At 60.7% G+C, this 26033-nt stretch carries 28 protein-coding genes and 1 pseudogene; 12 read left to right on the forward strand and 17 right to left on the reverse strand.

Going from position 1 to position 26033, the window contains the following annotated elements; genetic code table 11:
• Window positions 1-12: 12 nt before the first annotated feature.
• A complete protein-coding gene (locus FJ490_RS16330; RefSeq protein WP_246672637.1) occupies window positions 13-1569 on the forward strand; it encodes a trimethylamine methyltransferase family protein in 1557 nt (518 codons plus the stop codon).
• An 80-nt stretch (window positions 1570-1649) separates the two neighbouring features.
• Here the strand turns inward: FJ490_RS16330 and FJ490_RS16335 are convergent, their stop codons facing one another.
• The 5 genes from FJ490_RS16335 to FJ490_RS16355 all read right to left on the reverse strand — a co-directional run bounded on the left by FJ490_RS16335 (window position 1650) and on the right by FJ490_RS16355 (window position 6959).
• Window positions 1650-3176, reverse strand: a complete 1527-nt coding sequence (locus FJ490_RS16335) for an ABC transporter permease subunit (protein ID WP_210239463.1) — start codon at window positions 3174-3176, stop codon at window positions 1650-1652.
• Window positions 3163-4254 carry a betaine/proline/choline family ABC transporter ATP-binding protein gene (locus FJ490_RS16340; protein WP_226880602.1) on the reverse strand — a complete coding sequence of 364 codons (1092 nt, stop codon included), beginning with the start codon at window positions 4252-4254 and terminating at the stop codon, window positions 3163-3165. The genes FJ490_RS16335 and FJ490_RS16340 overlap by 14 nt, the downstream gene beginning before the upstream one ends.
• A gap of 125 nt (window positions 4255-4379) precedes the next feature.
• Entirely contained in the window at window positions 4380-5414 is a 1035-nt protein-coding gene (locus tag FJ490_RS16345; protein ID WP_140521273.1) for a glycine betaine ABC transporter substrate-binding protein, read from the reverse strand.
• Window positions 5415-5513: 99 nt separating this feature from the next.
• Window positions 5514-5867: a Rieske (2Fe-2S) protein gene (locus FJ490_RS16350; RefSeq protein ID WP_140500687.1), complete on the reverse strand. Its 354-nt coding sequence runs from the start codon at window positions 5865-5867 to the stop codon at window positions 5514-5516.
• 9 nt (window positions 5868-5876) lie between these two features.
• The gene (locus FJ490_RS16355; protein WP_140500737.1) at window positions 5877-6959 is read right to left on the reverse strand and encodes an amidohydrolase family protein; all 1083 of its coding nucleotides are present in this window, start codon (window positions 6957-6959) and stop codon (window positions 5877-5879) included.
• Between the two features lie 126 nt (window positions 6960-7085).
• Here FJ490_RS16355 and FJ490_RS16360 point away from each other — a divergent pair, with 126 nt between their 5' ends.
• On the forward strand, window positions 7086-7943 hold the full coding sequence (locus FJ490_RS16360) for a LysR family transcriptional regulator (protein WP_140728343.1): 858 nt from the start codon (window positions 7086-7088) through the stop codon (window positions 7941-7943).
• On the opposite strand, the gene FJ490_RS32700 is transcribed toward FJ490_RS16360, so the two are convergent.
• The 6 genes from FJ490_RS32700 to FJ490_RS16385 are packed head-to-tail and all read right to left on the reverse strand — an operon-like array spanning window position 7913 to window position 12119.
• On the reverse strand, window positions 7913-8506 hold the full coding sequence (locus tag FJ490_RS32700) for a hypothetical protein (protein WP_181165283.1): 594 nt from the start codon (window positions 8504-8506) through the stop codon (window positions 7913-7915). The genes FJ490_RS16360 and FJ490_RS32700 overlap by 31 nt on opposite strands.
• Before the next feature lie 15 nt (window positions 8507-8521).
• Window positions 8522-10540 (reverse strand): hydantoinase/oxoprolinase family protein, encoded by a 2019-nt coding sequence (locus FJ490_RS16370; RefSeq protein WP_140767664.1) that lies wholly within the window; start codon window positions 10538-10540, stop codon window positions 8522-8524.
• Between the two features lie 5 nt (window positions 10541-10545).
• A complete protein-coding gene (fdxA, locus tag FJ490_RS16375; RefSeq protein WP_140500691.1) occupies window positions 10546-10884 on the reverse strand; it encodes a ferredoxin FdxA in 339 nt (112 codons plus the stop codon).
• 10 nt (window positions 10885-10894) lie between these two features.
• Window positions 10895-11098 (reverse strand): BON domain-containing protein, encoded by a 204-nt coding sequence (locus FJ490_RS32940; RefSeq protein ID WP_140879976.1) that lies wholly within the window; start codon window positions 11096-11098, stop codon window positions 10895-10897.
• The gene (locus FJ490_RS16380) at window positions 11044-11586 is read right to left on the reverse strand and encodes a CBS domain-containing protein (protein WP_210239489.1); all 543 of its coding nucleotides are present in this window, start codon (window positions 11584-11586) and stop codon (window positions 11044-11046) included. Before FJ490_RS16380 ends, FJ490_RS32940 begins: the two co-directional genes overlap by 55 nt.
• 11 nt (window positions 11587-11597) lie before the next feature.
• Complete coding sequence (locus tag FJ490_RS16385; RefSeq protein WP_140729572.1) at window positions 11598-12119, reverse strand: hypothetical protein; 522 nt, start codon at window positions 12117-12119, stop codon at window positions 11598-11600.
• 167 nt (window positions 12120-12286) lie between these two features.
• On the opposite strand from FJ490_RS16385, the gene FJ490_RS16390 reads away from it, so the two are divergent.
• From FJ490_RS16390 to FJ490_RS16405, 4 genes are all read left to right on the forward strand, one after another.
• Window positions 12287-12739: a hypothetical protein gene (locus tag FJ490_RS16390; RefSeq protein WP_246672850.1), complete on the forward strand. Its 453-nt coding sequence runs from the start codon at window positions 12287-12289 to the stop codon at window positions 12737-12739.
• Window positions 12740-12839: 100 nt separating this feature from the next.
• Entirely contained in the window at window positions 12840-13046 is a 207-nt protein-coding gene (locus FJ490_RS16395; protein WP_140500693.1) for a hypothetical protein, read from the forward strand.
• Between the two features lie 320 nt (window positions 13047-13366).
• Window positions 13367-13831, forward strand: a complete 465-nt coding sequence (rnk, locus tag FJ490_RS16400; RefSeq protein ID WP_140500694.1) for a nucleoside diphosphate kinase regulator — start codon at window positions 13367-13369, stop codon at window positions 13829-13831.
• Between the two features lie 161 nt (window positions 13832-13992).
• On the forward strand, window positions 13993-14553 hold the full coding sequence (locus FJ490_RS16405) for a nucleoside-diphosphate kinase (RefSeq protein WP_140729573.1): 561 nt from the start codon (window positions 13993-13995) through the stop codon (window positions 14551-14553).
• Here FJ490_RS16405 and FJ490_RS16410 read toward each other — a convergent pair.
• Together FJ490_RS16410 and FJ490_RS16415 are read right to left on the reverse strand one after the other, a co-directional pair.
• On the reverse strand, window positions 14513-15106 hold the full coding sequence (locus FJ490_RS16410) for a DUF488 domain-containing protein (protein ID WP_140729574.1): 594 nt from the start codon (window positions 15104-15106) through the stop codon (window positions 14513-14515). The two genes, FJ490_RS16405 and FJ490_RS16410, sit on opposite strands and share 41 nt — an antisense overlap.
• 72 nt (window positions 15107-15178) lie before the next feature.
• Window positions 15179-16111 (reverse strand): LysR family transcriptional regulator, encoded by a 933-nt coding sequence (locus FJ490_RS16415; RefSeq protein WP_246676474.1) that lies wholly within the window; start codon window positions 16109-16111, stop codon window positions 15179-15181.
• A gap of 38 nt (window positions 16112-16149) precedes the next feature.
• Between FJ490_RS16415 and FJ490_RS16420 the strand changes: the two genes are divergently transcribed.
• The 3 genes from FJ490_RS16420 to FJ490_RS16430 all read left to right on the forward strand — a co-directional run bounded on the left by FJ490_RS16420 (window position 16150) and on the right by FJ490_RS16430 (window position 19186).
• Window positions 16150-16812, forward strand: a complete 663-nt coding sequence (locus FJ490_RS16420) for a 5-formyltetrahydrofolate cyclo-ligase (protein ID WP_140729575.1) — start codon at window positions 16150-16152, stop codon at window positions 16810-16812.
• A 101-nt stretch (window positions 16813-16913) separates the two neighbouring features.
• Window positions 16914-18509, forward strand: a complete 1596-nt coding sequence (gene ctaD / locus FJ490_RS16425; RefSeq protein WP_140729576.1) for a cytochrome c oxidase subunit I — start codon at window positions 16914-16916, stop codon at window positions 18507-18509.
• A gap of 56 nt (window positions 18510-18565) precedes the next feature.
• Window positions 18566-19186 carry a Tim44/TimA family putative adaptor protein gene (locus FJ490_RS16430; protein ID WP_181165451.1) on the forward strand — a complete coding sequence of 207 codons (621 nt, stop codon included), beginning with the start codon at window positions 18566-18568 and terminating at the stop codon, window positions 19184-19186.
• A gap of 1141 nt (window positions 19187-20327) precedes the next feature.
• Here the strand turns inward: FJ490_RS16430 and FJ490_RS16435 are convergent.
• Both FJ490_RS16435 and FJ490_RS16440 read right to left on the reverse strand, forming a co-directional pair.
• The gene (locus FJ490_RS16435; RefSeq protein WP_140729578.1) at window positions 20328-21863 is read right to left on the reverse strand and encodes an FAD-dependent oxidoreductase; all 1536 of its coding nucleotides are present in this window, start codon (window positions 21861-21863) and stop codon (window positions 20328-20330) included.
• Window positions 21864-22119: 256 nt separating this feature from the next.
• Window positions 22120-22329: pseudogene (locus FJ490_RS16440) on the reverse strand (transaldolase family protein); the annotation flags it as partial.
• Between the two features lie 326 nt (window positions 22330-22655).
• On the opposite strand from FJ490_RS16440, the gene FJ490_RS16445 reads away from it, so the two are divergent.
• The 3 genes from FJ490_RS16445 to FJ490_RS32705 all read left to right on the forward strand — a co-directional run bounded on the left by FJ490_RS16445 (window position 22656) and on the right by FJ490_RS32705 (window position 23837).
• Window positions 22656-23120 carry a group III truncated hemoglobin gene (locus FJ490_RS16445; protein WP_140500702.1) on the forward strand — a complete coding sequence of 155 codons (465 nt, stop codon included), beginning with the start codon at window positions 22656-22658 and terminating at the stop codon, window positions 23118-23120.
• A gap of 61 nt (window positions 23121-23181) precedes the next feature.
• Window positions 23182-23643, forward strand: coding sequence for an Rrf2 family transcriptional regulator (locus tag FJ490_RS16450; protein ID WP_140633793.1), 462 nt, complete (start codon window positions 23182-23184; stop codon window positions 23641-23643).
• 50 nt (window positions 23644-23693) lie between these two features.
• Window positions 23694-23837, forward strand: coding sequence for a hypothetical protein (locus tag FJ490_RS32705; protein WP_181165452.1), 144 nt, complete (start codon window positions 23694-23696; stop codon window positions 23835-23837).
• A 298-nt stretch (window positions 23838-24135) separates the two neighbouring features.
• Here the strand turns inward: FJ490_RS32705 and FJ490_RS16455 are convergent, their stop codons facing one another.
• The gene (locus FJ490_RS16455) at window positions 24136-25371 is read right to left on the reverse strand and encodes a cyanate transporter (RefSeq protein ID WP_246672848.1); all 1236 of its coding nucleotides are present in this window, start codon (window positions 25369-25371) and stop codon (window positions 24136-24138) included.
• Window positions 25368-26030: an ankyrin repeat domain-containing protein gene (locus tag FJ490_RS16460; protein WP_140567963.1), complete on the reverse strand. Its 663-nt coding sequence runs from the start codon at window positions 26028-26030 to the stop codon at window positions 25368-25370. Before FJ490_RS16460 ends, FJ490_RS16455 begins: the two co-directional genes overlap by 4 nt.
• Window positions 26031-26033 lie beyond the last annotated feature (3 nt).

The following is a 26033-nucleotide window of genomic DNA, read 5'->3' on the forward strand; positions in this document are numbered from 1 at the left end:
ACGGAGACGAAAATGGACAAGGACGCGATGATCGACGCTCCAGCGCCACGAAGCGGGGGCCGAGCGGGAAGGCAAGGCCAGCGCCTGGCCCAGCAGGCGCCGCGGCGTCCCTACATCAGCCGGCGGATCGGCACGTTCAATATCCTCGACGAGGAAGGCCTGAGCCTGATCGAGGCGAATGCCGACCGGCTGCTCAAGGAGGTCGGCATGGAGTTCCATGACGATCCCGAGATCCTCGACATCTTTCGCGATGCAGGCGCCGACGTGCAGGGCACCAGGGTTCGCTTCGAGCCCGGCATGTGCCGCAAGATCGTCCGCGCCACCGCGCCTTCGCAATTCAAGCAGCACGCCCGCAACCCGGCCAACACGGTGGTGATCGGCGGCGACAACACCGTGCTGTGTCCGTCGTGGGGACCGCCCTTCGTCCACGATCTCGATCGTGGCCGTCGCTACGCGACGATCGCGGACTTCCGCGATCTGGTGAAGATCCATCAGATGATCCCGCATCTACATCATTCGGGCGGCGTCGTTTGCGAGCCTGTCGACCTGCCGGCCAACAAGCGTCATCTCGACATGCTCTACACCCACATCCGCCATTCGGACCGTGCCTTCATGGGCGCGTTCATCGGGTCGAGGCGAGCGCAGGACGCGGTCGACATGGCCAAGATCGTCTTCGGCGAGGAGTTCGTCGCCCACAACGCTGTGCTCTACAACGTCTCCAACACCAATGCACCGCTGGTGCTCGACGCCAACATGTCGGGTTCGCTGAAGGTCTGCGCCCGCAACAACCAGCCGGTCGCCTGCACGCCATGGACGCTGGCCGGCGCGATGAGCCCGTGCACGGTCGCCGGCACGCTGGCGCAGGTGCTGGCCGAGGCGCTCGCCTGTCTCAGCCTCGTACAGCTGATCAACCCCGGCGCGCCCTGCCTGATGGGAAGCTTTGCCAGCACGATCTCGATGCAGAGTGGAGCGCCGACATTCGGGACGCCGGAAGCGGGCAAGATGGTGCTCGCCTGCGGGCAGTTGGCGCGTCGCGTCGGCGTGCCGTTCCACACCGTCGGTTCGCTGTCGGCCTCAAAGCTTCCCGACGCACAGGCCGAGCAGGAAGCGACATGGGGCATATTGATGTCGATGTTTGCCGGCGCCAACGTGATCAACCACGCCACCGGCTGGCTCGAGGGCGGACTGGTCACCGGTTTCGAAAAGACGGTCATCGACGCCGATCTCTGCGGCAAGGTCGCCAGCCTGTTCGAAGGCATCGATCTGTCGCTCAATGCGCAGGCGATGGAGGCGATCGAAGCGGTCGGGCCGGGATCGCATTTCCTGGGCAGTGCGCATACGCAGTCCAATTTCCTCTCGGCCTTCTATCGCTCCACCAGCAGCGACAACAATTCCTTCGAGCAATGGAACGAGGACGGCCGGCTCGACGCCGCGCAACGCGCCAACCGGCAATGGAAGAGGCTGCTCGACGACTACCAGGATCCGGGGCTCGATCCGGCGATCGACGAAGCGCTCCGGGCCTTCATCGCCAACCGCAAGGCCAGCGAGCCGGACCAGGCTTATTTCTAGAGCCGGCACCGCATCTTTGATGGCCCGTTCGTGGAATGTTGACCGGCCGAGCTCCGCGAGAAGATCGTTCCCAAACGGCTTTATCTGGTTCGTCCTTGCACGATACGGTCGATGATCATGGCGCAGAGAAGTATGGCGAAGCCCGCGAGCAGTCCCTGCCCGACAGCTGCGTATTGAAGCGCATTGAGGACATCTTCTCCCAACCCTTTGGCGCCGATCAGGGAAGCGATGACCACCATTGAAAGGCACATCAAAATGGTCTGGTTTATGCCGGCCATGATGGAAGGCATCGCTAGCGGGAGGTCGACCCGGGTCAGGAGAAACCATCTTGTTGCACCATAGGCTTGCGCGGCCTCTCTAATGGCCGGCGGGACACCCTGCAAGCCGAGCGCGGTCAGGCGCACCACTGGCGGAGTACCGAAAATCAGCGTGGCGATGACGCCGGGCGGCTTGCCGATGCCGAACAATGCGATCACCGGGATCAAATAGACAAATGCCGGCATGGTCTGCATGAAGTCGAGCACCGGCCGCACGGCGGCATAGACGCGCGGTCGGCGCCCGCACCATATCCCAAGCGGAATTCCTATCGCGAGGCAGATAATGGCCGATGTGCCCAACAGGGCGACTGTTTCCAGGCTCTTTTCCCAAAAGCCAAGCACGGCAAGATAGGCGAGCGCAGCCGCGGTGAAGATGGCGACGCGCGGCCCCGCCAGTTGCCAGGCCAGGGCTAGAATGATCGCCATTGTCACTGGCCAGGGCATGCCCGTCAGTCCATAGGCCAAGGCATCGAGCACCAACGATATTGCGCCTGTGATGCCGCCGAAAAAGCCCTCCCCGAGATGCGACACCGCTCCCATCAGGCTGTCCAGACCCGATGACAACGCGGCCTGCCACTCGCGATTCGAGGGCGCGGCAATCAGCCAGACGGCTGGTGTCGGCGCGGCGAAGCGATAGACCGAAAGCCCATAGGCTGCGATGCAGAAGGCAAGGGCGCATAGCGCCAGCGGATGATTGAGCCCGCGCTGAAGCGTCGGGTTCGAACGCCAGCGCGCGAAGCGCCGCTCCAGCATCCGGTTGGCGAGGAAACCGGCGATCAACCTGGCGAAGAGCAAAGTGACAATGCCGGACCCAATTACAACCGGCGCCTTCGCTTTTGCGGCGTCGGCCCGCATTCTGGCCGTGTTGGCAGCTTTCTCCAGAGCGGCCGCTGATGATTTCAGGCCAGCTGCATTGTCCGCCCCCGCTGCCTCGGCGGCCTTTGCCTGTTCCGCGCGCACCTGTGCCTGCTTGGTGACGCGTTCGGCGCGTGCTTGCTCCCCGGCGCCGAGGTTGCCAGCCGCGCCGACGCCGATCTGAACCACCGCAAGCGTCTCCAGGAAGAAGATGAGCCAGAACAGAAGTGTGATGCCTCGGGCAGCGGCCCACACCGGTCCAAGCAGCGCGGCCGCCAGGTTGAACGGCCAGACGGCACCGGAAGCCCGCCGGATGCGGGCGAACACATCGATATAGTAATCGGGGTTGCGGAGGACGAATTCTCGTACGAGTCCTTCCTCTACCGGTTGGGCGTGCTCTATCGATTGCACAGCGACAGGATCATGGGCGTTCACGGATTTCGCCCTTTCGCAGACCGTCGAGCAGGATCTGCCTGTCGACGATGCCGACGACAGACCCACCGGGATCTGTCACAGCAAGCGGTGCGGCATCCCGTGCCGCGAGTTCGACGAGTTCGGCCAGGGATTCTCGAGAATCCACCCTGCGCAACCGCTCGACGTCCAATTCCGGATGAGACCGGCTCTTGAAACTCTCGACCGACTCCATGATGCGCCCGGCGGTGATCACCTTCAGGCGCGAGATGTCGGCGACGAATTTCGCGACATAGTCGTGCTTCGGAGATGTGACGATCTCCTCGGGCGTGTCGGTCTGGACGATGACGCCATCTTTCATGATCGCGATGCGATCGCCGATCCGGATCGCCTCGTCGAGGTCATGGGTGATGAAGATCACTGTCTTTCCCATCGAGCGCGAGAGGGCCAGGAACTCGTCTTGAAGTTGCCGCCTTATCAAGGGATCGAGCGCGCTGAATGGCTCGTCCATGAGCAGGATCGCTGGATCGGCAGCCAAAGCGCGGGCGAGGCCGACGCGCTGCTGCATGCCGCCTGAGAGCTCATGGCAGTAGCGATCCCCCCAGCCCGACAGGTTCACCTTGGCAAGTGCCGCCTCGGCCGCGTCAAATCTCCGCTGCTTGGTCGCGGCTTGGATCTCCAGCGGGAGCGCGACGTTGTCGCGTACGGTGCGATGCGGAAGCAGACCGAAGCTCTGGAACACCATGGCGATCCTGCGAGACCGCAATGCCCTCAACTCAGCGGGCGACTTGGCCATGACGTTTTCACCGTCGACGAAAATCTCGCCGGCGGACGGCTCGAGCAGGCGGTTTATATGGCGGATCAATGTCGATTTGCCACTGCCCGACAGGCCCATGACGCAGAAGATTTCACCCGGCCGAACCGAAATGTTGACGTTGGCGACGCCCACGACACATCCGAAGCGCCTGGCCACTTCGTCCTTGTCCAGGCGGTCGCGCAAAATCGCCATCATCGCCACTGGCGCGCGGGCGCCAAAGATTTTCCAGACGCCCTTCAAAATGATGGCGGCACCGTGGCTTGCCGCGTCTCCGCGGTCCGCCAGGCCGGGTCCTCCCGGCGCAATGATCGGTGCGGTGTCCACCGTCTACCGCTCCCGTCCGATCACGGATTTGAGCGGCCGGGCAACAGTGCAGGCCGGTTCAGAGCCTGCAATGCCGGCCCTGGCCTTCAATGACCGAACCACTTCGCCACGTCGTCGGGGTGGGCTTTGATCCATTCCTTCGCCACATCGCCTGCCGGCTTCTTGTCGACGATGATTGCATAGGCCCATTTGCTGATGTCGTCCGGATTGAAAGTAATCCGATCCAGGGCGGCGGTCAGTTCCGGTTGCCGCTGGGCCAGCGAACCAGCATAGGCGATGTGCACGGTGGTGTCAGCATATGCCGACGACACTTTCGATTTTTCGAACCATTGAGGATCCTCGCTCGGCTGCAGCATCATGAACTTGGCTGGGTCGTGTTTCGGTTCGGTGAGAAAGGCAAGCTTGTAGCGGGCGAAATTCTGGTGTGGGCCGTAGCAGTAGCCGACCCATGGCTTGTCTGCCTTCGCGGCCCGGTCGAGCGATGCCGCGGCCACCGCTTCGTCGGTCACCTGGAGATCGAAGAAATCGGCGAATCCATAGTCGCGGGCCCGCACCTTTTCGATGTTTGTCGACTGCCAGCCTGACGCGCCGATCCAGATTTCGCCCTTGCCGTCGCCATTGGTGTCGAAGATCTTGGCGTTGTCCGGATTGGTGAGATCCGCGACATCCTTGATGCCATATTTGTCGATCGTGACCTGGGTGACGCAGTAGCCTTGCTTGGCTTCGTAGCCGTTCTGCGCGAGTTTCACCGTGCCGGCGCTTTTGACATATTTGTCTACCAGGCCCTGCTGGTTCGGCAGCCAGACATCTGGCCAGATGTCGACCTCCCCTTTGTTGCGATCCATGGCTTCCCAAATGACTGGGACTGCGGTGGTGGTGACGGTGGAAACGTCGAGCCCAAGCTCCTGTTCGGCCGCGTTCTTGATGACGTTCATGACCGCCGTTGCGGTAGCATAGTTTGGATCCGGCATAGTCACGTCTGCACCGAACGCCGACGATACCGGCGCCAACAATAGAACGCCGAGAGATGGTGCAAGAAGTCGGTTTTTCATATCGTTCCCCAGTTGAGTTGCGCTGATTTTTCTCAGCTTATTGGTCAAGTTAGCGAAACGTGCAGGCAATCCATCCCAAATTGTGCCGCATTAGCAAAAACGATGAAGCGCATAAGGCGGTCGTTGAGATTCCGATACCCGCTCTGTAGGCAGAGGGTGTCTCCATGCTCAGGCCGTCACGTATATGCTCCCTGCCTCGACGGAGACTGGGAACGTCCTCGCGCGAACGGACGGGTTGACCAATGCTGCGCCCGACCTGATGTCGAATTCCCACCCGTGCCAGGCACAGCGAACGATTTCATTCTCACGGTGATAGATGAATTCGGCTCGCTCGACGGGAGCAGTCGTTCCGCATTGCGGTCCCTCACAAAGGGGGGCCCCTCGATGCGGGCATACATTCAGCAGCGCATGGAAACTATCGCCGATCCGGAACACGCCGATCGACAGGCTGCGCACCTTGGCGATGAACGGCGTTCCGACCTGGATCTCGTCGGCGCGACAAATATACGTCTTCTCAGCCATGTCAGGTCGTCACGCTGCAGCAGCGGCTTGCGGGCGGGGAATGCGCTTGTAAACGTCCAGCGCATTCTGGCCGAGCACCTTGCGGCGCCATTCCGGCGGGATGTGCAAAGTGTTGACGTCATCGTAGTCCCAATGGGGGTAGTCGGACGCAAACAGCAGCGTGTTCTCCCCGTCCATGGCCTCCAGGATCGCCCAGAGGTGGTTGACATTCGAAGGCTGCTCCAGCGGTTGGGTGGAAAAGCGGATGTTGCGCCGGCAATATTCCGACGGCAGCATTTTCAGCCATGGCGTCTCTTTTCGCAGTGCTTTGTAGTCGGCATCCAGGCGCCACAGGACCGACGGGACCCAGGCGACGCCGCACTCGATGATCACGAAGTAGAGGTCCGGCCATTTCTCAAAAACGCCATGCGCAATCATGCTTGCCACATGCGACATGGCCGACATGTGCAGGATCGCATGGGTCTCCCAGAAGAAAGTGGTGGGCGCTGGCGCGACAGCGTTCCAGTTGATGCCGCCATGTCCACCAAGATGTATGGCGAACGGCAAACCGACCTCGGCACAGGCCTCGAAGATCGGGTGATAGAACGGGTCGCCATACGGCCGCACAGAGCCTTGGGAGGCCAGAACTTGCGCCATCCGGGGATGCTCGCCGAGGCGCCGGATCTCCGCCGCCGCAAGGCGCGGGTCTTGCGGTGCGATGATGATGGAGCCCATGAAGCGGCTGTCTTTCGGCAGCCATTCATTGATCTGGTAGTCGTTGTAGGCGCTTACCAGCGCGCTAGCGTAATAGGGATTTGCCAGTGTCGACGCTTCGATGGGCTCGTCGCCAGTTAGGATTGCCACTCCGACATTGTATTTATCGAGGTGCTTCTCCTTCATGATCAGGTAGTTGTCCGCCTCCACCTTCGGTCGCACATCCTTGCGGGAGAAATCCTGCGGATGAAACCAGGGGCGATGGCCGTGCGGAAAAGCGCCGACCGGGCCGGTCTTCTCGCCCTCGATGAACATGTCTTTCCAGACACCGGACAGGTAGGGCTCCAGCACCGTCGCGTTGGACCAATAGTTGTGGCAATCGCAATCGACTATGAACATTTTTCCCTCTTCCTTTGATGCGGCCGTCACTGACGCCGTGGCTTCTGCACCGAACTTCCGCTTTGATAGTGCACGGATCAAGCGTATGAACAGCTAGATACGATCGCAAAAATCGATGGCTCGCCTATGCAGTTGGAACAAATAGAAACGTTTCTCGACATCATTGAATCGCGAAACTTCAACCGGTCGGCGGAGCGCCTCGGACTGACGCAATCGACGGTCAGCACCCGTGTCAAGAACCTGGAGGCCGCCGTGGGGTCCGAACTCTTCCATCGCGGCCGCGCCGGTGCCGAGCCGACCGCGGCAGGGCGGCGGTTTGAGGTTTACGCGCGGTCAATGCTGTCGACCTGGTCCCAGGCCCGTCACGACGTGCGCGCCTTTAACAGATTCGAAGGCAGCCTTCGGGTCGCTGCCCAGGTTGGAATGACCCGCTCGATCCTGCCGGGTTGGTTGGAAATGCTGCTGCAAGTCTTGCCGCGGTCCTCGATCCATGTCGAATCCGACTACTCGCCGCAGATGATATCTGATCTGAGCCTGGGAAACCTCGATATTGCTGTTGTTTATGCTCCACGCTACCTGCCCGAGATCACATATGACCAACTGATGGTCGAGGAATATACAATGGTCTCGACCAAGGCACGCCGGCTTAGCGATGTAAGCCCGGACAATTACATCCGGCCGGGTTACACCGTTGCGCTCGAGAAGGCTCATGCCGAGGCGTTGCCAAATCTGACTGCGTGCCGGCTTTCGATGGGCTCCGAAACGCTGGCCGACAATATGCTGAGGCGCGCAGGCGGCACCTGCTACATGCGCGCCGACGATGCGCGTCGCTTCGCCGCCGAGCAACCCTCCCACATTGTGGAAGGTGCTCCAACTCTGCATCAGCCCGTCTACACCGCAATTCTCGCGCGACGCCGGCATGAGCCAATCATAAAGAAAGGCATTCGCGCGCTTCATCTTGCGGTCATGTCGCTGGAAGCTTGATCGATATTGTCGATCATAGATGCTTGAGGTTCCTCCTGTATCGAACGTAGGCCTGCTGGCATTCTTGGCCCCTTAATGGGAGCCAGATGATGAACGCCCTCGTTTCTTTCCCTCCCTCCTGCCGATCCGACCGCGTCAGCGGACGTCACACGCTGATCTGTCGCGGCATCGTTCAGGAGACGCACGACGTGAAGACCTTCGTCTTTTGTCCAAAGCGCGGGCAGGCCGGCCAGTTCAAAGCCGGGCAGTTTATCACTCTGAACCTCGTGATCGACGGCGCTCCGGCCGTCCGGACTTACTCGATCTCTTCGCCGCCAACCCGGGTGGGAGACCTCAGGATAACCGTCAAGCGCGTCCCCGGCGGCCTCGCTTCCAATTGGCTGCATGACAATCTCGAACAGGGAAGCGAAATAGAGATCGACGGCCCGTCCGGCAGCTTCAACTGGGATGACCTGCGGAGCGACCGGCCGCTTTTCCTCTCCGGCGGCAGCGGCATACGAGGCGATCGCCGCCTCAGGAAAAAATACTGTCAGAGCATTGTCACCCGACAACGCTTCACTCACAACAACGCGTGCATGTCACGACGCGATTCGCGGCCGCCCGGTGGCTGTCGCGACGACGATGGCTTCCACGAAACTGCGCTCGCCTTCGATTGTAGCAGCTCTTATGTCGCGTGCGATCTCGATCCGAGCCTGATCGGCCCCGGCGCGCTCGGCAAGACCTGCCGCCAAGACTCGAATGTGGGCTTCGGCTGCGGCCATCGCCTCGTCCTCGGTGTCATAGTCGTCCAGCCGCTCGCCGGAATTGAGACGGAAAAGCCCGATCTCCGGTTGGCTGACACGCGCTTCCGCTGACATTCGCACCTGCCCAACCACGGCGCCCAACGCATTTGCGACATCGGCGTGTTCGGCAATGCTGCATTCATTGCCGATCAATTGCGGCAGCCCGGCAAAGTGCAGCGAAGCCGACGCCCCGAGGCCGATCACCGGCCGGTCGAGCGCGATCGACAGCCGCGCCATGCCGCCTCGCCCGCCAACCGCCCGCTGAACCAGCGGGTTGGCAACGGAGACGCCGCCCTCCAGCCCGTCCTCGGCAAATACCGATTCAAGAATTACTTCGGCAGAACGCCGGGTGACGGCGGCAAGAACCATCTCGGAAAACGCTTCTGCGCCTTTGGCGACACGATGCCCCTGGCCGTCGCGCTTGCGTGAGAACAATTCGGCGCCCAGTCGAGCCGCGACAGGATCCCAGTTCCCTTGCCGGCCGAGCACATGGGCTGCATCGGATGGCGTGAAGCCGACGATATGCACCAGGCCACGTGCGACGAGGCGATTGAGCGTCGCGACCTGTGACGTCGATACGAGCAACCGGTCGAGCGCGGCGGGAATTGCCGAAATGTCAGCATAGAGCCGCGTCTCGGTAACCGTCAGGCCTGCGGCTAGACGTTCGGGCACGCCTGTGCGCAATGCGAAGCGGCCGTCCAGTCGGCTGGTGTTGGGACTGAGCAATTGCCGCTTGAGACCTTGGTATATGGCATCGCCGTGTTTCACCGCGGCGAGCGCGAGCGGTACCAGCCGCCGGGGCCCGAGCACGATCGTCGAAGCCAACGACTGCTCATGAAGCGAAACTTCCGAATCCCCACCAAGGCCAAAGGTGCGCATGGCGACGGCTTCCACCATGGTTCGCATTCCGCCGACGGTGGCGCCTTCCGGATCGAGCCGCAGGCGGCCGCCGTCCAGGACTGCGACGTCGGTGGTGGTGCCGCCGATGTCGGACACCACCGCATCATCGATGCCGGTCATGTACCGCGCCCCCACCAGGCTTGCCGCTGGTCCTGACAGAATGGTCTCGATTGGCCGAGCGCGGGCGAATTCTGCGGTAATGAGCGCGCCGTCGCCACGCACGACCATGAGCGGAGCGACGATCCCGCGTCTTGCCAGAAAGCTCTCGGTGGCGTCGACAAGGCGATCGATCATCGAGATCAACCGGGCGTTGAGAAGCGTGGTCAGCGCCCGACGCGGGCCGCCGAGTTTCGACGACAATTCATGCGAACAGGTCACCGGGAGCCCGGTGCGCTCGCGGATGACGTCACGTACCGCGATTTCGTGTTCGGGATTACGAACGGCAAAATAGGAGGCCACGGCGACGCCTGAAACTGTGTCGGCGAGAAACGGCAGCGCAGCCACGAGAGCGTCGAGCACCAGCTCACGCGGATCTCCGTGGACGTCATGTCCGCCCGGGCAAAAGATCACGGGATCGGAGCCGAGGGCTTTTGACAATCCGTTCCGGGCAAGGTCGGCTTCAGTGAAGCCGATCATCACCAGCGCGACCCGCCCGCCCTGCCCTTCGACGAGGGCGTTGGTGGCCAGCGTGGTCGACATCGAGACGAGCTTGATCGCGCTGGGCTCGATGACTGCCTCGGACAAAACAGCGTCTGCGGCGCCGGCGATGCCCTCGGCAAGATCGTGTCGCGTGGTCAGCGACTTGGCCTTGGCCACGATGCCTGTGGATTCCGACCACAGCACGGCATCGGTGTACGTGCCGCCAGTGTCAATGCCCAGATAAAGTGGCGACGGCTGGTGCGCACATGCGTTCATTTTGATCAGTCACCCGACCCAGGTTCCGGCGAAAAATATTTCGCGAGCTTGTCCGCTTCGCCGTCGAACGCCTTGGCGTCGGCGGGTGGATCGCGCTTGATCGCAATATTGGGCCACACAGACGCATACTCGGCGTTCAGCGCGAGCCAATCCTCGAGACCAGGCTCGGTATCGGGAAAAATGGCCTTCGCCGGGCATTCCGGCTCGCAGACGCCGCAGTCGATGCATTCATCGGGATGGATGACGAGCATGTTCTCGCCTTCGTAGAAGCAGTCCACCGGGCAGACTTCCACGCAGTCCATGTATTTGCATTTGATGCAATTGTCGGTGACCACGAATGTCATTCGGTGGCCTTCAGACCAAGCCGTAGGTCATATCGAAGGGAATGCGATGGTCATCGATAGCCCGCACGCCAGCGGTGTTTTCAGCCAGGACGATCGAGGCTTTCCGCTCCTGCTCCGACAGATACGTTCCCCACAGGGTGACCACGCCGTTGTTCACGATCACGTCCGAACTCGAGGGCCACGATTCGGATCGCAAGGCATCGACAATCTCCATCCTGATGCTGCTGTCGTCATGCAAGGCCGGAGCGCGCCACCCTTTCCTGGCAATGACCAGCGCTCGCACCAGATTAGCGCGACTGACGATCCCACCACCTGCCCGTCGCGCAGCACTGGGACACGCTTGATCCGATTGTGCTCAAGCAGGGTTGCGATCTCGGCGACTGGCGTACTCTCGACCACCGTCGCAACCTGCTGTGTCATGACGTCGATCACATGATCGGAATGAGATTTGACATAGTCTTCCGCCTGAACCGCGTTGTTGGTGAATAAATGAAGCCACCAGGAACGACCCTGCGGTGCTGTTCCGATCTCCGCCCGGCGGATCAGGTCTCCTTCACTGACGATGCCCAGCAGCGCACCTCGATCGATCACCGGCACGGCGCTGATCCCGTGCGACAGAAGAATATCGGCGACCTCGTCCACCGTACTGTCAGGCCCTACCGCGATGGCCGGCGACGTCATGACGTCCTTGGCGATCAGCATTTCGTTCTCCTTCACCGGCCTGCAGGCGGCAGTACCGGCGGCAAGGTCGTTCCAGAGCCTTGCCCGTTGCCAGCATGGAGATGGATCGCGCGACAAAACTCCCTTGCATGGAAAGCGTACGCTTCCAGATCGGTCGGATCGCCAGCGAACAGCCCCATGTCCTCGGCTTTGTGGAAGAACCAGGGAGCGGGCAAACCAGGATCGAGCGCGTTCACGGCAACGGCCGCAAGCAATGGCAGGCCTTCGTCCGCATCGTCGTCCATCAGTTGTTCGAGTGCACCCTGGATCACGCCTGTTGCTTGCGAACCAACCATGCTCTTGGCCAGTCTTGCATAGGTGATCGGCAGCCGGGTCCGTGCTTGCAGGAGCAGTTCCTCGCGCAGCCGGGTTTTGAGAGCATTGTCATCCACGGGTACGATTGGGATGCCGTCATCTGCGTCAGGGCGATTGGCAGATACCATTCGACCGACGACATGACGCCGAATGTCCGGGCCAGAAAGGATCCTGCCGAAATCGTGTTCAAGCCTGTCCATTATTGTCATTGCCGAGCCCAAGGTGCCCTTCGCGCGATATCGCCAAACAGTCCCCTAGCGTTGAGACCTGCTGGCTGGCACCCAATCTGTCGTTTCGCTACGCACGAGCTTCACTCATCCTTATCTGCAAGACAAACGAAATTTATTGCCGCTTCAGCACAATTATTTTGCATCATGATTCGATCGTGGTGAGGAGCGCAACCCTTTCCTTTTCGGATTCGATATGCATTTTTTACGGACGCGGCCGTCGCACTCCCAGCGTCCTGGGTTTCAGCAGGCGGCAATTCGCTCCCAAAGCGATCCAGAAGGAGATTTTGAGGATGATCACTGGTGCTCAATGCCGTGCCGCTCGCGCACTGGTCGAATGGACCCGTGAAAAGCTCGCCGGCAATTCAGGCGTGGATGCGCTGGTCATCGAAGAATTCGAGCGCCGGATCAACCTTCCTGACCGAGATATCTGCGACACGCTGCAAACCGCGCTTGAAAGCGCCGGCGCCGTTTTCATTGCCGAGAACGGCGGCGGTATTGGCGTTCGCCTGAAGCTCAACCGCTCGGAAGTCAAGCGGATCGGCGTTCTGGAGAATGAAGGCGGCATTGTCGGAACAGATGCCGTTCCATAAGCAAGACCTTCGGGGCCCAATGAATTCATGGTCGCAGCCCGTCGCTGGACAATCCAGGATCGGCATCGGCTTGATAGTGCACACAAGGGAGATGGCTCTCATGACAGTTATCTGGGACGATCTCACCAAGGAGGAGCAGACGGCACTCAAGCGAATGAACCGTGGACCCTACCCATCTCTATCGAAAGCCTTGGCCGAACGTCTTGTCTTTCTCGGGCTGGCTGAAGAAAGACCCAGCGGGACCGGGATAAACCGGGCCGGAAGAGAGCTGGTGATAAGAACGTTGCTTGGCGCCCGCTCTGACTAGTTTAGGATTGATACCCGCCAAACTGCACCGAGGTGGCTGACTTGACTTCCCGGATTGCTTCACCAACTATGGTCCTATGAACGCCGCAGTCAGAATTCGTCGCGATTTTCTTTTCCGGGTTTGCCCCATAGCGGGAATGTAGCCCCCGGCTCGGCTGCCATGCGTGCCCCGAGCCGAGGGGCGGTGCGATTACCCACATGGGATGGTTCCGCAGGACCTCAAGCCTCCGGAGCATTGGCGTTCCATCAAGATTTTCACGAATTGGCTCGATTCCGGCACCCTCCGTGGCGGCTGGTCCGAGCGGAAGCACGAGTATTCAAATGCAAGACAACACGAAAACGCGGCGCAAGCCGAACATCCGCATCTCACAGTCAGACCATGCGCGTCTGTCGGCGGTTGCGAGCACCGTGGCCGCGCGCAATCCGGAGGCCTCCGATGAACTGCTCGCCGAACTCGAGCGGGCACGTATCGTCGCCGATGATTGGGTCTCCGCCGGCACCGTCCAGATGGGTTCGACGGTGACATTCAAGCCCGATACTGGCAATGCCAAAACAGTCACGCTGGTTTTTCCTGGCGACGCGGACATCTCCGAAGGCAAGGTTTCAGTCCTCACGCCGATCGGCACGGCCCTGATCGGCCTCTCGGCCGGACAGTCGATCATGTGGACAGCGCGCGATGGGCGCCGGCACGAACTGTCGGTGCTTGCCGTAGGCCAACCCGCTGCGGAAGGCGATGCAGTCGATCGGCGCGCACCAGCGTCTTCGGCGATCCCGGCAGACGCCTAGACATGGGCGTTTCCATCCGTCTCCTTAATCACGCAGGCAGCCTGATCGCGGGAGTGTGACCCCTGCGCCGGCCTGTCCTGGTCCGGCACAGGGGTAGCTTCCACATCCGATCAAATGCTTGACGCCGGAACCCTTTCACGGGTCCGTCTTGGAGACGCACCATGCCCACTATCGATAGCTGTCAACTGACCACCAAGGACTTCACGATTCTTGAAGTGATGCAAGAGCGCCATCCCCGCGGCGATGCCTTGTCCGTTGTCCTTCAACGGAAGATTTCGAGCGCAATCGTGATGTTTCGAGAAGACATTCCGCCAACGGTCGTGACGCTCAGCACCCGAGTGACCTATCGTGTAAACGACGGCCCTGCCGAGACCCGCATCGTCGCACATGACGAGATGCGCGGTCTGGTTGGCATGCTTTTGCCGATCACCAACCCGCGCGGCCTGGCGCTGCTTGGTCTGGCCGAAGGTCAGTCCATGTCCATTCCGACCGCGCAGGGCGGCCATGAAACGCTGACTGTGCATGAAGTGGTCTACCAGCCGGAAGCGGCAAGGCGGGAGAGATTGGAGCTGGCGGGGGGTGCAGCGCCGGACCCGTGGCGACCGAACGGACCGGTTTTGCGCATCGCCCATCACTCTGATGAGTCACAACCCAAAGCGGAAAACAGGGTCATGGCGGCTTTCAACGACGGGTTCGACGACCCGGGGCCGTCGGCCGCCTGAGGCCTTGACTACCCAGAACGCTGTGAAGCGGGTAGACAAGCGTTCCGTCGAGCCTTGCCTCCGCACCGTCGGTGAGCTTCGCCGGCTCGACCTTGTCATGGCCCATCAGATGAAAAACGGACTCGCCACGACTGATCAGATAGTCCGCGACGATTCTTCTGTGGCAACGCCACCAAAGCGTTTCCGAGCACATGATGGCGCACCGCTGCTGCCTGCCAAGGGACACAAGCCGCTCCAGACCGCCATGAAACTCCGCTGACAGCGCGTAGTCGGCGTAGTTGTGAAAACTCTGGTTGAGCCAGAATGCGTTGAGCGTCGGTGGAATGGCGTGCGCTCTGCCGCGCAGGCCGCCAAGCTCGGCAATATGCTCATATCCGATCGCGAAATCCGCAAGGCTGTCCGGCAGCGTTTCGCTGTTGAATTGCGGGTTAGTCCGCGATCGCCGGATGGTCCTTATGTCGACCACCAGGGTAATCTCGCCAACCCGCAACAGGGCGACGAATTCGGCGGTCGGCCGGGTCGAGTGGCCGATGGTGTGGAACGGATAAGGCATGTTCGATCAATCCCATGGCGGTGGATTTCTTTCCGGCCGCATGATCAGTGATTTGGAACTGACAGAACACGGTCATTTCACCACCTGCTTCAATCCACGTAGCGCCTCCTGTACGTCGGTTCGCGACGCGCTTGCATCCGGATAGACTGCATAGGCCGGATAGGTGAATTCCGGCGCGCCCTCCACGACCTCCAGCTGCCCGGCCTCGATATGGGGCGCTGCCGCGCCCCTACGGAAATAGCCCATTCCGCCGGCGCGCAGAATGTAGCTCAGCCCAAGCGGACCAAGGCCGACCATTAATCCCGGCTCGCCGAAGGCAGAGGAACTGGCGCCATGTTGGGCCGCAAACAGCGGCCCCCAATCGACATAGACATAGTCCCTTGAGGCGTCCAACTCTGAGTCCCCGTCCGTGCTCCGAACCAGGACGAGCTGCTCCTCCACGAGGAGCTCCACCCTGAAGCCTGGCAGCAGCTTCGGCGCATAGAGCACCGCGATGTCGAGAACGCCAGTCCTGAGCTGCTCGAGGAGCTGGTCCGGCACGCCGACCTGGGCTTGGATGGCGATTTCCGGCCTGGCCTTCTTCATCCAGACCAGCCAATCGAGCAGCAGCGGGTTCCACAGGCTGAGCTCCCCGCCCAGGGCAACGACGCTTGTCCGTCCCGATGGGATGGCGAGCTGGTGGCGTGCTCGTTCCCAGATTTGCACGAATGACTGCGCGAACCGCTCGAACTCCCGGCCCGCCTGCGTCAACTGCGCACCATTGCGATTGCGGACAAAGAGCTGACGTCCGAGCTCTTCCTCCAGCGTGCGTATTCGCGCGCTGACAGTGGTCTGGGTGACGTGGAGTCGGTCGGCAGCTCTCAGAAAGCTGCCGGAATGGACGATTTCCAAAAACGTGCGCGCGCGGTCGATGTCCATGCTGGTTCCGGCATTAGTGCAATAATCTTGCATCAATACAGCATTTAATTCCGTTTGCCTTCCTGTTTTACGCAGCGCAACGTCCACGAAGGCGGGGCTCCGCTGCAACGGATATGGAGCATGCGATGTCTGATCAGGAGGATGTTTACCCGGAGACGAGAGAATACGCCTCTCCGCCATGCTTTATGCATCAGCTTGTCCCGGGGTACGGCACTGAGCCGGCCGTTCAGGACGCATGGCCCGAGGTCTGTCGATGGCGCAAGGCGGAACGCAAGCGTCTAATCGATGAGCGTCTCGCGATCGACGCCGAGGAACGCAATGCGAGGTCTTTACGCATCGCTTCCGTTCTCGACCTGGCCGTCGGTCGGGTGAGCGGGCGGATCGTCAGCGGCTATTGGCCGTTCCGCGGTGAGCCCGACCTCCGCAACTGGGCGATAAAGGTGATCGAGCGCGGCGGTCGGATCGCGTTGCCGGTCGTCATAAAAAAAGGTTGGCCGCTGGAGTTTCGCGTCTGGCGACCCGGAGATCCGCTGGAACGCGGCATCTGGAATATTCTTGTCCCGCCACACGGGCCATCGGTCCAACCGGATGTGGTCATCGCGCCCGTTGTCGGTTTCGACGAGGCTAACTATCGCCTGGGTTATGGCGGCGGCTTCTTCGACCGGACCCTGGCCGCGGCGCCCAGGCGGCCTCTCGTCGTCGGTGTCGGTTACGCCCGTAGCAGGATCCGAACCATCTATCCGCAGCCGCAGGACATTCCGATGGATGTGGTCGTCACGGATGAATGAATAAACGCGGGCAAGAGCTGGCCTCGTGTGATGGCGGATCGCAGGGATCGTCCATCGTTGAGCCCGTCTGCCTGCCGGCAGTGGAGAGCAGGAAGCACATCATGTCCAATCCAGCCTCGACCTTGGATGATCACAAGCCCCGGTTTCTCGTCCGATGGCTGTTCTCGACCAACCACAAGGATATCGGGACGCTTTACCTGCTGTTCTCGATCATGGCAGGCGTCTTCGGTACGGCGCTTTCCGTGTTGATCCGCATGGAGTTGCAGGAACCGGGTTTGCAGATATTTGGCGATCCGGGCGTCTACAATGTCGTCGTCAGTGCCCATGGGCTGGTCATGATCTTTTTCGTGCTCATGCCGGCGCTGATTGGTGGCTTCGGCAACTGGATGGTGCCGATCATGATTGGCGCACCCGACATGGCTTTCCCCCGCTTGAACAACATCTCGTTGTGGCTGCTGGTGGTGTCATTCATCCTCTTCATCACCTCGATGTTCGTTCCGGGAGCGCCCGGTACGCTCGGCCATGGCGGCGGCTGGACGCTCTATCCGCCTTATTCGACGGAGGGCCAGCCAGGTCCCGCCGTCGACCTCGTTATTCTGTCCATCCACCTTTCGGGGGCCTCCTCGATCCTCGGCGCGATCAACTTCATCACGACCATCTTCAACATGCGCGCACCCGGCATGACCATGCACAAGATGCCTCTGTTCGCCTGGTCGATGCTGGTCACCGCCTTCATGCTTCTCATGTCGCTGCCGGTGCTCGCCGGCGCGGTCACCATGCTGTTGACCGATCGCAATTTCGGAACGACCTTCTTTTCGCCGTCGGGCGGCGGCGATCCGATCCTCTACCAGCATCTGTTCTGGTTCTTCGGCCATCCCGAAGTCTACATCATGATCCTGCCTGGCTTCGGCATCATCAGCCACGTCATCTCGACCTTCGCCAAGAAGCCGATCTTCGGCTATCTCGGCATGGCCTATGCAATGGTGGCAATCGGCGCGATCGGCTTTGTCGTCTGGGCGCATCATATGTATACGACCGGCCTGTCGGTCGACACGCAGCGCTACTTCGCCTTCGCATCGATGGTCATCGCCGTTCCAACCGGCGTGAAGGTGTTTTCGTGGTTGGCGACCATGTGGGGAGGATCGATAGAGTTCAAGACACCCATGATGTGGGCTCTCGGTTTCGTCCTGCTGTTCACCATTGGTGGCGTCACTGGCATCATGGTTGCGAACCCCGGTATCGACCGCGTGTACCACGACACTTATTTCGTGATCGCTCACTTCCACTATGTGCTGTCTTTGGGGGCGGTCTTCGCGATCTTTGCCGGCTTCTACTACTGGTTCCCGAAGATGACCGGCTATATGTACAGCGAAACGCTCGGCAAGCTGCATTTCTGGCTGATGTTCATCGGCGTCAACCTCGTCTTTTTCCCGCAGCATTTTCTGGGCATGGCCGGCATGCCGCGACGTTACGCCGACTATCCCGATGCTTTTGCCGGCTGGAATTTCGTCTCGTCGATCGGTTCCTACATCTCAACGGCCGGGCTTGCCGTCTTCTTCATCGCGGTTGCCGAGGCCTTCAGCCGAAGACGCCAGGCAAGCGCCAATCCTTGGGGCGAAGGGGCGACGACGCTGGAATGGCAGCTGCCATCGCCGCCGCCCTTCCATCAATGGGAGAAGCTGCCGCGCGTTGCCTGAAATTCAGCTCCGGTTCCGAACCGGCGCCTGCTTCGACATTCTGTCGGGAGAACGTCATGAACGAAACCACAGATCCAAACAACCAGATCCTGCTCGTGGCGATCATAGCGTTTTATTGGGCATTGCTGGGCAGTTGGGGCCAAACTCTGCCGCGCTCGGGCAACGACAAGGCCAAGCAGGACGATGCGCCGACAGAGCAGCGAACCGGCAGTATCGACGATATATCCTATACGGACACACGCTTGGATGCGATCCGAGAGATCGACCCAACTTTCGACCTTGCCGCGTTTCTGACCGGTGCCAATATGGCTTATGAAGCTATCCTGCGCGCGTATGCGGACAGCGACATCCCAACGTTGAAGCGTCTCGTCGGGCCGGAAGTGCTCGATATCTTCGGACGAGCGATTGCCGGCCGCCGGGATCGGGGGGAGATGCTGCAACTCACCTTCATTGGCACGAAGGAAGCAAAGGTCGTCGACGCTCTTGCGGAGAACGGCACCGCTGAGATTGCCGTTCGCTTCGTTTCCGACGTGGTCAGCGTTACACGCTCGGCCAACGATGCGATCGTCGCCGGCGATCCCCAGCAGATCGTTGAGGTGATCGATACGTGGACGTTCGCCTGTGACACCCCGTCAACAAAGCGCAATTGGATGTTGATCGCCACGGAAGGCGAGTAACGAGTGCATGCTCATCCGATGCCTGCCTGACAGCCTTGTCAGGTCAACCCGGAGCGCTCGAGCCGCGCGGAATTTCAGCTTTTGACAATGTGCATCCACGATTTGTGTATCACGATCAAATCGGCATGACCGGTTCAGTCGATCATTCTCAAGCCGCGAGCGGGTAGCACCGCCAAAGATCCACTCCCTGAACCTGCTGTAGCCTCAGGCGCCGGATATGGTCAGATCCGCATGCATCGCGTCGGCCATATCAGCGATTGATCCACCATCAGATCTTTCCGGAGACACGTCAGCCTTCGCCCTTACGCCGTGGCTCGAATGGAAGGCGACGCATCGTTCAGGCTATTCCAGGTTTCATCGGTCGCGGCATCCTCGATCGTGATTATACCAACCTCCTGAGCCATTTGAAAAAGGGGCACGGCATCGGTAATCGCACGCTTGGCTTCACGCGTATCCTTCCATCCGACAAGAACCTTGTTGCGGAAATTTCCTGGTTGGTCGAGGCGACGAAGACAGGCCGTCCTGCCTGGAGGATCAGGCTACCAGGTGGGTGGAACGATGAAAATTGCCAGAAGAGGCGCCCTCTGGCGACGCTGCGACGATGCCGGCTTGGCCAAGGGGAAAACGTCAACAGACACCCTGCCGCGCAACGCGGCTTCACAACGCGACAACCCTCAAAGCCGGAGGTCTACCTGCACAGTTTCAAAAAAGTCGATGATGAACGATGGTTGTGGTGAGAAGTACGCCGGCCGACGTGATTGTGAATGTCCTCCCTACTCGAACATGATCCGAGCGGTGCCTCTTTTGGCAATCAACAGTCTCCGAGCCTCTTGGATCCGCTCAGCCTGTTGTTTGGAATAGGGACCCATTGGCCGAGTCTTTTCATCGCCGCGACGGACCCTGCAGTACCAGCGGCCCCTGTCCGAAAAGATTTCGACCGAGGTCGGCGCCTCATCGGACGCTTCCCTGGCCACACCGGTAGCGAACTTGACGATCTTTGAATGAACCGCGTCCAATCCGTTGGTGGTGCTCGGTTCCTGTTGCACTGTGGACATAAGTCGAACTCCTTTCAGTCACAGCGACGCACCGCTGCGCCATACGGGTTGCGCTCTCTACGGATCGCGGTGCCCAAGAGCGCTTGCTACCTTGCCATTTGGCGCTCCATTTCCATCTCCGCCCCTAGACTTTCGATGTCACGGAAGATCGAAGCGACAGCCAGCGTGCGCCCTTCGCGCTTGAAGCGCAGCAGGCAGTCCCTGGCACCGATGTCTCCATCGACAGCAATCTCGTCCCATTGCCCGGCATGGCCGACATAGTTGATGGGAACGTCGTAGTGCTGGCTCCAGAAGAACGGCACGGCCGCGAATTTCTCGCGATGGCCGAGGATGTTCAGGGCCGCGGTTTGCCCCTGCCTCTCTGCAACCACCCAGTGCTCGACCCGAATGTTCTCGCCAGTGTGAGGATCCGGCCACCGCGCAATGTCGCCGGCCGCGAATATGTCCGGTGCGCTCGTCTCCAGAAAGGCATTTACGGCGACGCCGCGGTCAAGAGTGAGCCCCGCCCTTTCGGCAAGCCCGGTCCGCGGACGCACGCCGACGCCGGCGACGACGAAATCCGCCGTCAACATGTTGCCACTGCTTAGTTTCACTTTGTTGCCGTCGATGCTGCTCGCGGTGTCCTCGATATGGAACACGACTCCATGCTCCTCATGGAGTGCGCGGATGAAGTCACCCATTTGCGGACCGAGGGCCCGTTCCATGGGTCGTTTATCCGGCGCCACGACATGAACTTCGATATTGCGCGCGCGCAGCGCTGCGGCAACTTCCAAGCCAATGAAACTGGCGCCAAGCACGATGGCGCGGCGCGCAGTCGTGGCTCGCTCGATGATCACCTTGCAATCTGCAAGCGAGCGCAGCGTGTGAACATGTGGCTGATCCGCGCCGGGGATGGAGAGGCGCACCGGTTCGGCCCCCGTGGCAAGTAGCAGTCTATCGTAAGGAATCCTGCTTCCGTCAGCCAGAATGACCTCGCGAGAACGCAGGTCGATATCGACGGCCTTCGTATCGAGACGCAGGTCGATGTTGTTTTTTGAATAGAATTTCTGGCCGCGCAGCGGAATCCAATCCTCCGGAGCCTTCCCTGCGAGGTAGTCCTTGGAGAGATTCGGCCGGTCGACGGGCGGCGCATGGTCGTCGCTGATCATGACGATGCTGCCCTGGTACTGCTCTCGCCGCAGCATTTCGGCCGCCGCGAAACCGGCCGCGCCGCCGCCGACAATGACGACTTTCTCGGGGACCCCGCCCGCGCTTCCGCCGCGCGGCTTCGGCGCCGTCCGTTTGAGTTTCTCGCCCACGAATATCCGCCCATCGCGCTGTTCCACCGACCAGCAAGCGAGTGGATTGAAGGCAGGCGCTCGCAAGGCCTCGCCTGTGCGCAGATCGAAGCAAGCGTGGTGCCACGGACATCGAATGGAATCCGACACCACAAGACCGTCACCGAGCGGCCCGCCGTAATGTGTGCATGTCGCGCCGATGGCGAAGATCTCGGCCCCGCGGCGCACCAGCAACACCTGCTCGTCGCCGCAATGGCCGACAAGCTTTCCGCCATCGGGAAGGTCGGACAGCGCGATCCCCTGGACCAGATCCGGTCCGTTTGATTTGGTATCAGCTTCAGCCATATTCTCGTCCTTGGCGATCCGTGTCAAAACCGCTCGTGCGGCGAGGCGGCACACTGCTTCGGGGTACCTTCTGCCTGGCTAGTGCGCCTTCAGATTCTCAGCATTATCCGCGCCGACATTCCGACTGCGTCATGTACTGGGCTGAGTGGCTCAGACCGCAGTCTCCCGCTCTCGCGGACATCATGCAAACGAATTTAATCGATAGTTGAGTGCAGTTTTCATGATGGCTTTCCCTCCGCGATTCCACTGCGCACAACTACAAGATCGCCTGCCCAGTCTTTCCCCAGTCGGCAAGAAACGACTTGAGGCCCTTGTCGGTGAGTGGATGTCTGGCGAGGTTTCTGAGTATCGCTGGTGGTACGGTCGCGACATCCGCGCCTGCGATCGCCGCCTGTTTGACATGGAGTGGAGTGCGAATTGAGGACGCCAGGATTTCCGTCGTGAAGGATTTGCCGTTGTCGTAGATCGCACTTCAGGTTCGGGAGCGACTCCGGCTGGCACGGTCATCTGATGAGGCGTTGGCGACTCTCGAAACTGAGCCACATCGGGAATTCCCCGCCAATTTAGATACTTCCGGCCTCGGGCCTGGGGTGATGTCCAGGCAGTTCGGAAATGCCTAGGATTAAGGGCTCGTCATTCGCCGCTTGGTCGGACAGACCCATTTCTGGTGCGGCATCACGGCGTCTTGCCACGCAATAAGATAGATTGATAATATATCTTATATAGAGGATCACATCGAAGAGCGAACCAAGGCTTCAGCCAGCTTGCATCGGAGAAAACAGGAGCTTCGGAATGACCGCGAACGGTCGAAGCAAGAGAACAATCGTGGTCGACGGCGTGCCATTGCCCAACATACTCGACGAGGCAATGATCCGCGGTGTAGTCCACGGGTTTTATGACGAAATTCGCCGTGATGACCTTCTCGGTCCCATTTTCCACGATCGGATCGAGCCAGATAAATGGCCGCAGCATCTGGCGAAGATGTGTGACTTCTGGTCCGCTACTCTACTTCGGACATCCCGATACGACGGCAGGCCACTGCCGCCGCACCTGGTCATAGCTGGCCTCGGCGCGGCGCATTTCCGTCGCTGGCTAATATTGTTTCGGACAACGGTGCGTCGCATTTGCCCGGCCGAGGTGGCGACGCTTTTTATGGATCGCGCGCTGCGAATTGCTCACAGTTTCCGTCTCGCGATCGCCTTCAACCGCGGCGAGACCACGATCGGCATCGAACCTATCGTCGAGAGAGACTTGTGATGCACGACCGGTTTGTGAGTGGTTCCTACAATGCACAGCGATCAACAGGAAGCCGTGATTCATGCGGCTGACCAGCTTTTCGGATTATGCATTGCGGATGCTGATGTACACTGCCGCCGCCGGTAGCCGGCTTATAACGATCGAGGAGGTTGCCCGCACCTTCAACGTGTCGAAGACGCATCTGAACAAGGTCGCCAACACCCTGACCCGTGGCGGCTATATGAAGGCAATCCGCGGCCGTTCCGGTGGTCTCATTCTCGGGCGCCGGCCTGAGATGATCCGGATTGGCGATGTCGTGCGGTTAACCGAGCCGGATTTCGCGCTGGTCGAATGTTTCGCGACCGGAAACCGATGTGTGCTAACCGCCTCCTGCAAGCTTTCAGGCATGTTTCACGAAGCGACAGCCTCCTTCCTGAACGTCCTTGACCGCTACACGCTCGCCGACATCACACTGATGCCCGAAGACTTCCTCGGCGGTCAGATACCACCCGTTCGCACCGGGGCGACACGCAAGACCGTATAATGTTGCGCGGCTTCGACGCGCGCTGTTTTTGCTCGGATGTGAGATGGGCCATGGCTGAACCAAAGAAGAATGATCAACAGGTCACAAAGGACATTGATTCTGATATCGACCCGGACAACACTCTGCTGCCGATGCTTATCGGTGGGCTTGTCCTGATAGTTATCGGAGCGATCATCGTGATGATGTTTGTGTAGTTTCGCAACGATGGCGTGTGACTTTATCGGCCCGGCTGTTGTCTGGGCGCCTGCAACCCCAATTGCGATTTGGCGGATGGAGAACTGTCGGGGAAGTACAGAGCGCGCGACCGGCGGGCGCTTGGACAGCGCATAGCCGGCGACGATGAGCTGCAGGAGGTATATCGTCGTCTGCGCCAGCCCGGCCCCGATGATCCGGCAGAGCCGATCTCCACGGCCGAGATGCGGCGCAAGCGCCTGCTGCTCACCCCGCGGAGACGTACGTCGTCATTGAGTTCAGAACTTGCATTCCGCTTCGTTAAACTACCATTTCGCACTGCTCTTGTTCCGAGCCCCTCATGACGTCGGCGTACCGTTTTGGGTTGAAGTGCAGATAGAGAAACGCTGTGACGGTCACGCAGCCGAGATGCATGATCCATCCGCTGCTGAAGCTCCCGCTCCAGCCATGCAGAAGCGCGGTGGCGAATGGACCAAGCGCGGCGATCAGAAAACCGCCGCCCTGCATCAGCGCAGCCAGCGCGCCCGCTTGCTCCGGCCGCGGCAGATGATCGAGCGCCGTGACGATTGCAAGCGAGAAGCTTCCGCCAAGACCGGCCCCGCATATTCCCACCCACAGAACGGGCGACAATGCGGGAAAAACGGCAAGTCCGGCAAACCCCGCAGCCTGCAACAGCAGGGTCAGCCAGAGCCAGGGACGGCGGTCGATGCCCCGGCGCGCCAGGACAGGCAGCACCAGGGCCGAAGCCGCCTGGCAAATGGCCATCACGGCCACAAGATTGCCGCTGGCGGCACTGCTCCATCCTTGCGCCTGGTAGTAGGGCGCAAGCCAGGCGACCATAGATGAATAGCCGGAGTTGACCAGGCCGAAGGCCGCCATCAGGACCCAGGTCCGTGGACGGCGAAGCAGAAAGCCAGTCAAGGCGCGATCGGGTCTTGAAGCCTTGGCGTCGGACAGAACGCGGAATGCGGCGCACAGCGCGATGGCGGCGGGAGCCGCGAGCCAGGCAAGGGCTGCCCGCCAGTCGTATCCGTTGTTGACGAGCAGGGGCGCCAGACGTGCGCCAAGCGCCCCACCGCCCATGATCATGCAGGAATAGAGGCCGGTCACGGCGGGTGTGCTGGTCGGGAACTTTGCCTTGATGATCCCCGGAAACGCGGCCTGGATGAAGGCCACCCCCGCCCCGCAAAGTGCCGCCGTCAGGATCAACGACAGGCCGCCGGGCACGACAAGCCTGAGCAGCGAGCCCGCTGTCAGCACCGTTAGCGCCGCGAGCAGGCCCCGGCGCGTTCCGACGGCCGCCTGGATGCCCGGTGCAACGAACGCACCGAGGCCCATCAGCAGCATCGGCAACAGCGTCAGCATGGCCAGGCTGCCATAGCCCATCCCGGTGTCGGCCACGATATCAGCCAATATCGGTCCCGGGGCCGTCAGGAAGGGACGCAGGTTGATCCCGATTAGCACGACGAGGGCAAGCAGGGTCCATTGCCTGTCGGTTACAGGTTGCGCGGTCATCGACATTTTCGCGCTGTTCATCTGGCGCCCGCTTGCACCAGCAGGGTTATCATCTGCGCATAGCCGTTCCTGCGCGCGTGCCGCAGCGGTGTCGCCCCGTCCTTGTCGGCGAGATTGACGTTGGCGCCGGCCTCGATCAGCCGCTTCACGATCTCGACATGACGCTGCCCGCCATCGCCGAGGATGATGGCCTCCAGCAACGCGGTCCAGCCGAGCTTGTTGACGTGATCGACATCGACACCGGCATCGATCAGCGCGCCGACGGTCTCGACATGTCCGCGTTCGGCGGCCGGAATGAGCGCGGTGCCGCCATAGCGATTGGTGCTCTTGAGGTCGGCGCCGTGCGCAAGCGTCATCTTCAGGATTTCGAGATGCCCGCGTGCGCCGGCGTAGAGATATGGACTATCCTGGATATCGTCCTTGGCGTTGACGTCCGCGCCAGCCTCGATGAGAGTCCTGGCAGCGCTGACCTTGTTGCCGTGGGTCGCGACGAGAAGAGCCGTGCGGCCATTCTCGTCGCGCGCGTCGATCCGGACCCCCTCGGAAACAAGCATCTTGATCATGGAGACATCGTCATTTGCCGCAGCCGAGTGAGGCCTTGTCTCATTCATGTTCTGCCCCAACGCTATCAATGGAATGCAGGCGACGATGACGCCCAGCAAAAGTCTGCGCTTGACCATCGG

This window comes from Mesorhizobium sp. B2-5-11 (genome assembly GCF_006440835.1).
Classification (GTDB): Bacteria; Pseudomonadota; Alphaproteobacteria; order Rhizobiales; family Rhizobiaceae; genus Mesorhizobium.